Source organism: Reyranella sp. (assembly GCF_050185545.1).
Lineage (GTDB): Bacteria > Pseudomonadota > Alphaproteobacteria > Reyranellales > Reyranellaceae > Reyranella.
The window spans coordinates 1-7375 of sequence record NZ_JBFWZI010000276.1; the positions used below are offsets into that span (position 1 = coordinate 1).

Annotated in this window: 7 protein-coding genes and 1 pseudogene; 7 read left to right on the forward strand and 1 reads right to left on the reverse strand. The window is 67.3% G+C overall.

What is annotated here, in order from left to right; all coding sequences use genetic code 11:
* The 7 genes and pseudogenes from AB7O82_RS35840 to AB7O82_RS35870 form a co-directional block, all read left to right on the forward strand.
* Window positions 1-173: pseudogene (locus AB7O82_RS35840) on the forward strand (23S rRNA (adenine(2503)-C(2))-methyltransferase RlmN); the annotation flags it as partial.
* Between the two features lie 35 nt (window positions 174-208).
* The gene (locus AB7O82_RS35845) at window positions 209-472 is read left to right on the forward strand and encodes an AbrB/MazE/SpoVT family DNA-binding domain-containing protein (RefSeq protein ID WP_428537929.1); all 264 of its coding nucleotides are present in this window, start codon (window positions 209-211) and stop codon (window positions 470-472) included.
* Window positions 453-842 carry a type II toxin-antitoxin system VapC family toxin gene (locus tag AB7O82_RS35850; RefSeq protein WP_428537926.1) on the forward strand — a complete coding sequence of 130 codons (390 nt, stop codon included), beginning with the start codon at window positions 453-455 and terminating at the stop codon, window positions 840-842. The genes AB7O82_RS35845 and AB7O82_RS35850 overlap by 20 nt, the downstream gene beginning before the upstream one ends.
* Window positions 843-1032: 190 nt before the next feature.
* The gene (locus tag AB7O82_RS35855; protein ID WP_428537923.1) at window positions 1033-1809 is read left to right on the forward strand and encodes an enoyl-CoA hydratase-related protein; all 777 of its coding nucleotides are present in this window, start codon (window positions 1033-1035) and stop codon (window positions 1807-1809) included.
* A gap of 15 nt (window positions 1810-1824) precedes the next feature.
* Entirely contained in the window at window positions 1825-3621 is a 1797-nt protein-coding gene (locus AB7O82_RS35860; RefSeq protein WP_428621648.1) for an acyclic terpene utilization AtuA family protein, read from the forward strand.
* A complete protein-coding gene (locus AB7O82_RS35865; protein WP_428621650.1) occupies window positions 3618-5246 on the forward strand; it encodes an AMP-binding protein in 1629 nt (542 codons plus the stop codon). Before AB7O82_RS35860 ends, AB7O82_RS35865 begins: the two co-directional genes overlap by 4 nt.
* Window positions 5247-5427: 181 nt before the next feature.
* Window positions 5428-6279, forward strand: a complete 852-nt coding sequence (locus AB7O82_RS35870) for an SDR family oxidoreductase (RefSeq protein WP_428621651.1) — start codon at window positions 5428-5430, stop codon at window positions 6277-6279.
* 203 nt (window positions 6280-6482) lie between these two features.
* Here AB7O82_RS35870 and AB7O82_RS35875 read toward each other — a convergent pair.
* Window positions 6483-7375, reverse strand: an 893-nt coding sequence (locus AB7O82_RS35875; protein ID WP_428621653.1) for an acyl-CoA dehydrogenase family protein, incomplete at its 5' end; no start/stop codon positions are given.

Genomic DNA, 7375 nt, shown 5'->3' on the forward strand with positions numbered 1-7375 from the left:
CCAACAACCGCATCCACCGCTTCGCCGAGATCGTCAATGCGGGCGGCCTCAGCGCCCCGGTGCGCACGCCGCGCGGCCGCGACATCCTGGCGGCCTGCGGTCAGCTCAAGAGTGCGAGCCTGCGTGGGCGGAGGGAGCGCGTGGGTGGCCTCGAAAGCAAGGCAGCCGTTTGACGCTCTCCCGATCTTACCGGTAAGATGCGGGCGCTATGCAAACGAGGATTTCGACCAAAGGGCAAGTCGTGTTGCCGAAAGCGATCCGTGACAAGCGGCGCTGGAAGGCAGGGACGCTCTTGACGGTAGAAGACAGACCGGAAGGACTGCTGCTCAAGCCGGTCGAGAAGAAGAAGAAATTAACCATCGACGACTGGGCAGGCATCCTGAACTACAAGGGGCCACCGCACACGGTCGAGGAGATGAACGCCGCGATCGAGAAGGAAGTCAGACGTCGGCATGCGCGCGGTCGATACTAACGTCATTTTGCGGCTCTTCGCTCAGGACGACGTTCGTCAAGTGGCCGCTGCGCGCCAAGCTCTGGCCGACGGCTTCTTCGTGCCGAAGACGGTCCTGTTGGAGCTCGAATGGGTTCTACGTGGCGTCTATCGCGAGCCCAGGGAAAAGATTGTCGCGGCGATCGAGGCAATTCTCGTGACCGCGAATGTAGTGGTCGAGGATGTGGCGACAGTAGAACGTGCGCTCGAGTGGTTCAGCCGTGGCATGGACTTCGCCGATGCACTTCACCTCGCTTCGAGTGGTCATGTTGGCGCCTTCGTCTCGTTCGACATCGGCATGCGACGCCAAGCCACTGCCATGAAGCTCAGCCCACCCGTCGTCACGCCGTAGCCGTTCGTCGGAACCGGCCAGTAAGGTCGGAATCTCCATCAATGTGCGTTGATCCCATATCTGCTGGTTCGCAGCCTGTTGTGTCCAAGCTGCGGAAGACCTGGGCATCGCCCAGGCTTGCACGTTGTCATCTCCCTCCGGACCGGCTAGCTTCCTCCAAAATGAATCGCGCTCAACATGGAGGAACGCCATGCAGGACGTGCGTCGCGAACGCCGTGGGCCGGCCCTTTGGCTCACGATCGACCGCGAGGAGCGACGCAATGCGCTGAACGAATCGGTGCTGGAGGGCCTGCGCGAAGGTGTTGCCGACGCGCGGACGGCGGATGGCATCCGGGCAGTGGTGATCACCGGTTCCGGGAAGGTGTTCTGCGCCGGCGGCGACCTCAAGCCGGATGCCGACGGCGATCCCTTCCGCGTCGATCCGGCCGAGGTCGAGAATCCCGTCGTGTCGCTCTTCCGGGCGATCATCGACTGCGAGGTGCCGGTCATCGCGCGCGTGAACGGCCATGCGCTGGCCGGCGGTTTCGGCCTGGTCTGCGCCTGCGATTTCGCCATCGTCGCCGAGGGCACCCGGCTCGGCACGCCGGAGACGCGCATCGGCCTGTTCCCCATGATGATCCTGCCCTGGATGTCGCGCACGATCCCGCGCCGCAAGCTGCTCGAGATCTGCGTCACCGGCGAGCCGATCGGCGCCCAGGAAGCGCTTGCCCACGGCATCGTCAATCACGTCGTGCCGTCCGACGCGCTCGACGCCAAGGTCGACCAGCTGGTTTCCTCGATCGCGGCGGCCTCGCCGACCGCCATTCGTCTGGGGCGGCGTGCGCTCGCAATGATGGACACTCTGCCGCTCGGCGCGAGCCTCGAATACGCCCAGCGCGTCCTGCCGCAGATGGCGCGCACCGAGGACGCGCGCGAGGGCTTCCGCGCCTTCAACGAGAAGCGCGCGCCGGTCTGGCCAGGACGCTGAAATGGGCGCGCTGAGATGACGGAACGCCTGGTCAGGATCGGCGGCGCGGCGGGCTTCTGGGGCGACAGCCTCGAGGGCGCCGGCCAGCTCGTGCGCCATGGCGCGATCGATTACCTGGTGTTCGACTATCTCGCCGAGATCACCATGTCGCTGCTCGCGCGCATCCGCGCGCGCAAGCCGGAGCTCGGCTACGTCCCCGATTTCATCGAGGCGATCGCGCCGCTTCTCGCCGAGATCAAGACCCGCGGCATTCGCGTCGTCTCCAACGCCGGCGGAGTGAACCCGCAGGCCGCCGTCGCGGCACTGCAGGCGCGGGCAGACGCGGCCGGCGTCTCGCTGAAGATCGCCTGTGTCACCGGTGACGACCTGATGGACCGGCTCGATGCGGCGCGCCAGCGTGGGCTGCGCGAGATGGTCACGGGCGAGGCCCTGCCGGACCGGGTCATGAGCGCCAATGCCTATCTCGGCGCGCAACCGATTGCATTGGCGCTCGAACGTGGCGCCGACGTGGTGATCACTGGCCGGTGCGTCGATTCGGCGGTGACGCTCGGCGCCCTGGTGCATGCCTTCCGGTGGTCGTGGAACGACTACGACAAGCTGGCCCAAGGCTCGCTCGCCGGGCACCTGCTCGAATGTTCGGCGCAGGCCACGGGCGGGTTGTTCACCGACTGGCGCAATGTTCCGGGCTGGGACGACATGGGCATGCCGATCGCCGAGTGTCGCGCCGACGGCAGCTTCGTCATCACCAAGCCAACCGGCACCGGCGGCCTCGTCTGCCCGCTCTCGGTGGGCGAGCAGATGCTGTACGAGATCGGCGATCCGGCCGCCTACATCCTGCCCGACGTCGTCTGCGACTTCCGGGCCGTGACGATGACGGAGGATGGGCCGGATCGCGTGCAGGTCGCGGGTGCGCGCGGCCGGCCGCCCACGCCCGACCTGAAGGTCAGCGCCACCTGGCACGACGGCTTCCGGATGGTCGGCACGGTCACGATCGGCGGGCGCGATGCTGCCGCCAAGGCGCAGCGGCTGGGAGAGGCGATCCTGACGCGCGTGCAGCGGCTGCTCGGCGAGCGCGGGATCGGCCCGTTCACCGAGACCTCGTGCGAGGCGCTCGGGGCCGAGGCAACCTACGGCGCGAACGCGCGTCCCGACGCCGCCACCGCCCGCGAGGTCGTGCTCAAGATCGGGGCGCGGCATCCGGAGCAGAAGGCGCTGGAGATCCTGGCACGCGAGATCGCGCCCGCGGCGTCTTCGATGGCGCAGGGCCTGACCGGCTTTTTCGCCGGCCGCCCCGGCGTGCAGCCGGTCGTGCGGCTGTTCTCGTTCCTGTGGCCGAGGACGGAGGTGTCGCCGCGCGTGCACCTGGCCGGAGAGGCGTTCGACGTCCCGTTCGCGGCCGCGAATTCCTCGGCTCCACCCGCGACCGATGCCGTGGCGCCGTCATCGATCGGCATTGCCGATGCGAGCGTGCCGCTCGTGGCGCTCGCCGTGGGTCGCAGCGGCGACAAGGGCAATGCCGCCAACATCGGTGTGATCGCACGGCGGCCGGAGTACCTGCCCTGGCTGCGTGCTGGTCTCACGCCGGATGCCGTCAAGGCGTTCTTCGCCCATAGCTGTGTGACGCGCGTGGATCGCTACGATGTGCCGGGCATCCACGCGCTCAATTTCGTACTGCATGACGCGCTGGGCGGCGGCGGTGTCGCCTCCTTGCGGATCGACCCCCAGGGCAAGGCCTTCGCCCAGATGCTGATGGACCTGCCGGTGGGCGTGCCGCATGAACTGGCCGAGCGGATGGGACAAGCCAACCGATGATCACGATCGACGACACGACGACTATCGGCGAAGCGTTCACGCGCGCCGCCGAGGCCTATGAGGAACGGCCATTGCTCGCCGTTCCGGTCGGCCCGCATCGCCCCTACCATCGGGAGGGATACGAGATCAGTTTCGCCGAGGCCGCGCGCCAGGTGCGCGATCTGATCGAGCGGTATCGCACGGCCGGGTTCGGGCTCGGTCATCGCGTCGCCATGCTGCTCGACAACAGGCCCGAGCACTTCCTGCACAAGCTGGCGCTCAATTCGATCGGCGTGTCCTGTGTGCCGATCAATCCCGACTATCGCGCCAGCGAGATCGCCTATCTCCTGGAGCATTCCGAGGTCGATCTGGCGCTGGTCGCGCCGGAGCGCCGCGAGCAGCTCGAACGCGGCATGAACGAGAGCGCCCATCGCGCGCCGATCTCGACGCTCGGGCAGGGCGAGCCGCTGCCGCCGCCATCGAAGCGTGCCGACAGCGGGCCGATAACCGCCGGGGCCGAGGCCAGCATCCTCTACACGTCGGGTACCACCGGCCGGCCCAAGGGCTGCATGCTGTCGCATGCCTACGAGCTCACGGCGGGCATGTGGTACGCGACGCGCGGCGGCCTCGCGACGTTCCGCGCCGAGGGCGAGCGCATCTACAATCCGCTGCCCGTCTATCATGTGAACTCGCTGGTCGTGTCGTTCTATGGCGCGATGCTGAACGGAAGCTGCCAGATCCAGCCGGATCGCTTTCACCCCAACCGATGGTGGCCCGAGGTCCGCCAGACCCGCGCGACCGTCGTGCATTATCTCGGCGTCATCGTTCCCATGCTGCTGAACAGGCCTGCGGACGAGACCGAGCGCGGTCATTCCGTCCGCTTCGCCATCGGTGCCGGGGTCGAGCCGCAGCTTCACGCGCAATTCGAGGAGCGCTTCGGCTTCCCCCTGATCGAAGTCTGGGGGATGACCGAAATGGTGCGAATTCTCCTCGACAACGAGGCTCCGAGACAGGTCGGCACGCGCGCCTTCGGGCGGCCCGTGCCTGGCATCGAGGTTCGCGTCGTCGACGAGCACGACGACGATGTGGCCCCCGGTCAGCCGGGGGAGCTGGTGATCCGACACTCGGAAAAGGAGCCGCGGCGGGGATTCTACTCGGGATACCTGAAGGACGAGCGGGCGACCGCCGAGGCGTGGCGCGGCGGCTGGTTCCATACCGGCGATACGGTGCGGCAGGACGCCGACGGCATGCTGCATTTCGTCGATCGCAAGAAGAACATCATCCGTCGCTCCGGCGAGAATATCGCCGCGGCGGAAGTCGAGGCACTCCTGCAGGCGCACGAGGCGGTGCAGCAGGTCGCCGTCATGGCCGTGCAGGACGAGACCCGCGAGGAGGAAGTGCTGGCCTGCATCGTGCTGGTCCAGGACGAACGCGGCGAAACGGCCGCCGAGCAGCTGTTCCGGTACTGCTACGATCGGCTGGCCTACTTCAAGGCGCCCGGCTGGATCTACTTCACCGATACCCTGCCGACCACCGGGACCCAGAAGATCCAGAAACACCAGATCTTTCCGGCCGGCAGCGATCCGCGCAGCCTGCCCGGCATGTTCGACTTCCGCGACCGCAAGAAGCGGCAGCCACGAGCGTGATTCGGCGAGGGGAACCAGGCATTCGCCTATGGCAACAAACAGCCGTCATCCCGACCGGAGCCGAGCGCCGGGAGGGGTTCGTGGCTGGGGGCGCGCCCCACCCATGGCGCACCCGGCCATGAGCGCCAACGGATTGGCGCCCATCCATCGGAAGACTGTTTCTTACTAGGGAGCAGACGCCATGAGCCAATTCAGCCGCACGGACGACGAGCTCGCGACGGCGCCGCTCACCTTTCGCGACGGCCTGTTCGCCGGTCAGGTGGCGCTCGTCTCGGGTGCCGGTCGCGGCCTCGGCAAGGCGATCGCCTTCCAGCTCGCGCGTCTGGGGGCAAAAGTCGCGCTGTGTGGCCGCAACGAGGCGCGATTGGAGGCGACGGCGGAGAAGCTGCGTGCCCTCGGGGCCGAGGTCCTTGCCCGCCCGATGTCCATCCGCGACCCCGACGCCGTCGCCCGCCTCTACGATGACGCCTGGGACAAGCTGGGTTCGCTCGACCTCGTGGTGAACAATGCCGGCGGCCAGTTTCCGCAAGCGGCCATCGATTTCTCGCCGAAGGGCTTCAACGCGGTCATCGACACGAACCTCAACGGCACCTGGTACATGATGCAGCAGGCGGCGCGGCGCTGGCGGGACGCCGGAAGGGGCGGCGCGATCGTCAACATCGTGGCAGTGGTCTCGCGCGGCATGCCGGGCGTCGCCCACAGCTGCGCGGCGCGGGCCGGCGTGATCTACCTGTCCAAGTCGGTCGCGATCGAATGGGCGCCGCTCGGCATCCGCGTCAACTGCGTCGCGCCGGGCATCATCGCCACCGAAGGCATGGAGGTCTATCCGGACGAGGCGCGCCGCGCGCTCCCGGGAACGAACCTGATGAAGCGCTTCGGCGACGTGCGCGACGTCGCCGACGCCGTTTGCTACCTCGGGGGCCCATCCGGCTCCTTCATGACCGGCGAGGTCGTCACGGTCGATGGCGGCAACCAGATCTGGGGCGACCAGTGGACCATCCCGCGCCCGGCGTGGTTCGCCGAGCAGCCGTAGACTGGGCCAGCGTCTTCCGAGCGCGAGCGTCGCGATCGCTCAAGTGTCATGAGCTCTTCCTGGACCGCGGGCGTCTCGCCCGCTCATGATTTCATGTGCATGATCGGGCGATACGCCCGCGGTCCATAAGAGCATTAGCGAACGCCAGTAGCGCGCTCCACGATGAGGTCACTCTTTGACGCTTCGATCTATCGAGATCACGCCTAGCTGCGCATCAGCTCCCCGCCGATGATAAGCTTGCGGATCTCCGTGGTGCCGGCGCCGATCTCGAGCAGCTTGGAGGCGCGATAGAGCCGGTTGATCTCCGTCTCGCGCATGTAGCCGGCGCCACCGAAGATCTGCACGGCGTCGCTCACCACCTCGGTGCAGCCTTCGGCAGCATAGAGAATGCACGATGCGGTGAGCTTGTGGATGTCGCCGCGGCCACCGCCGCCGATCTCCAGATCGTTCGCCTCCGCGAGCGTGCGATAGCAATAGGTGCGCATCGTCTCGATGGTGGTGTACATGTCGGCAAGTTTGCCCTGCACGAGCTGGAAATCGCCGATCGGCTTGCCGAACTGCCGGCGCGTCTTCGCATAGTCGAGCGTCAGCGCGAAGGCGCGCTCGGCCATGCCGAGGTTGATCATCGCCACGATTGCACGCTCGAGGTCGAGCCCGCTCATCACCACGGCCACGCCGGCGTTCTCTTCGCCGACGCGATTGCCGGCCGGCACGCGGCAGTCGTCGAACACGAGCTCGGCCGTCGTGCTGCCGCGAAAGCCCATCTTGTCGAGCTTCTGCGCGACCTGGAAACCCGGGAAGCCCTTCTCGACGACGAAGGCCGAGATGCCCTTGGCGCCCTTCGCCTTGTCGGTCTTGGCGTAGACCAGCAGCACGTCGGCGACCGGGCCATTGGTGATGAAGAGCTTGCGGCCGTTCAGCACATAGCTGTCGCCGTCGCGCCGCGCCGTGGTGCTCATCGAACCGAGTGCATCGGATCCCGCCCCCGGCTCCGTGAGCCCGAGCGCGCCGATCGCGCTGCCGTCGCACAGCCGCGGCAGGTAGCGCCGGCGGACATCGTCGGAGCCGTTGCGCGCAATGTTGTTCGCGCACAGGT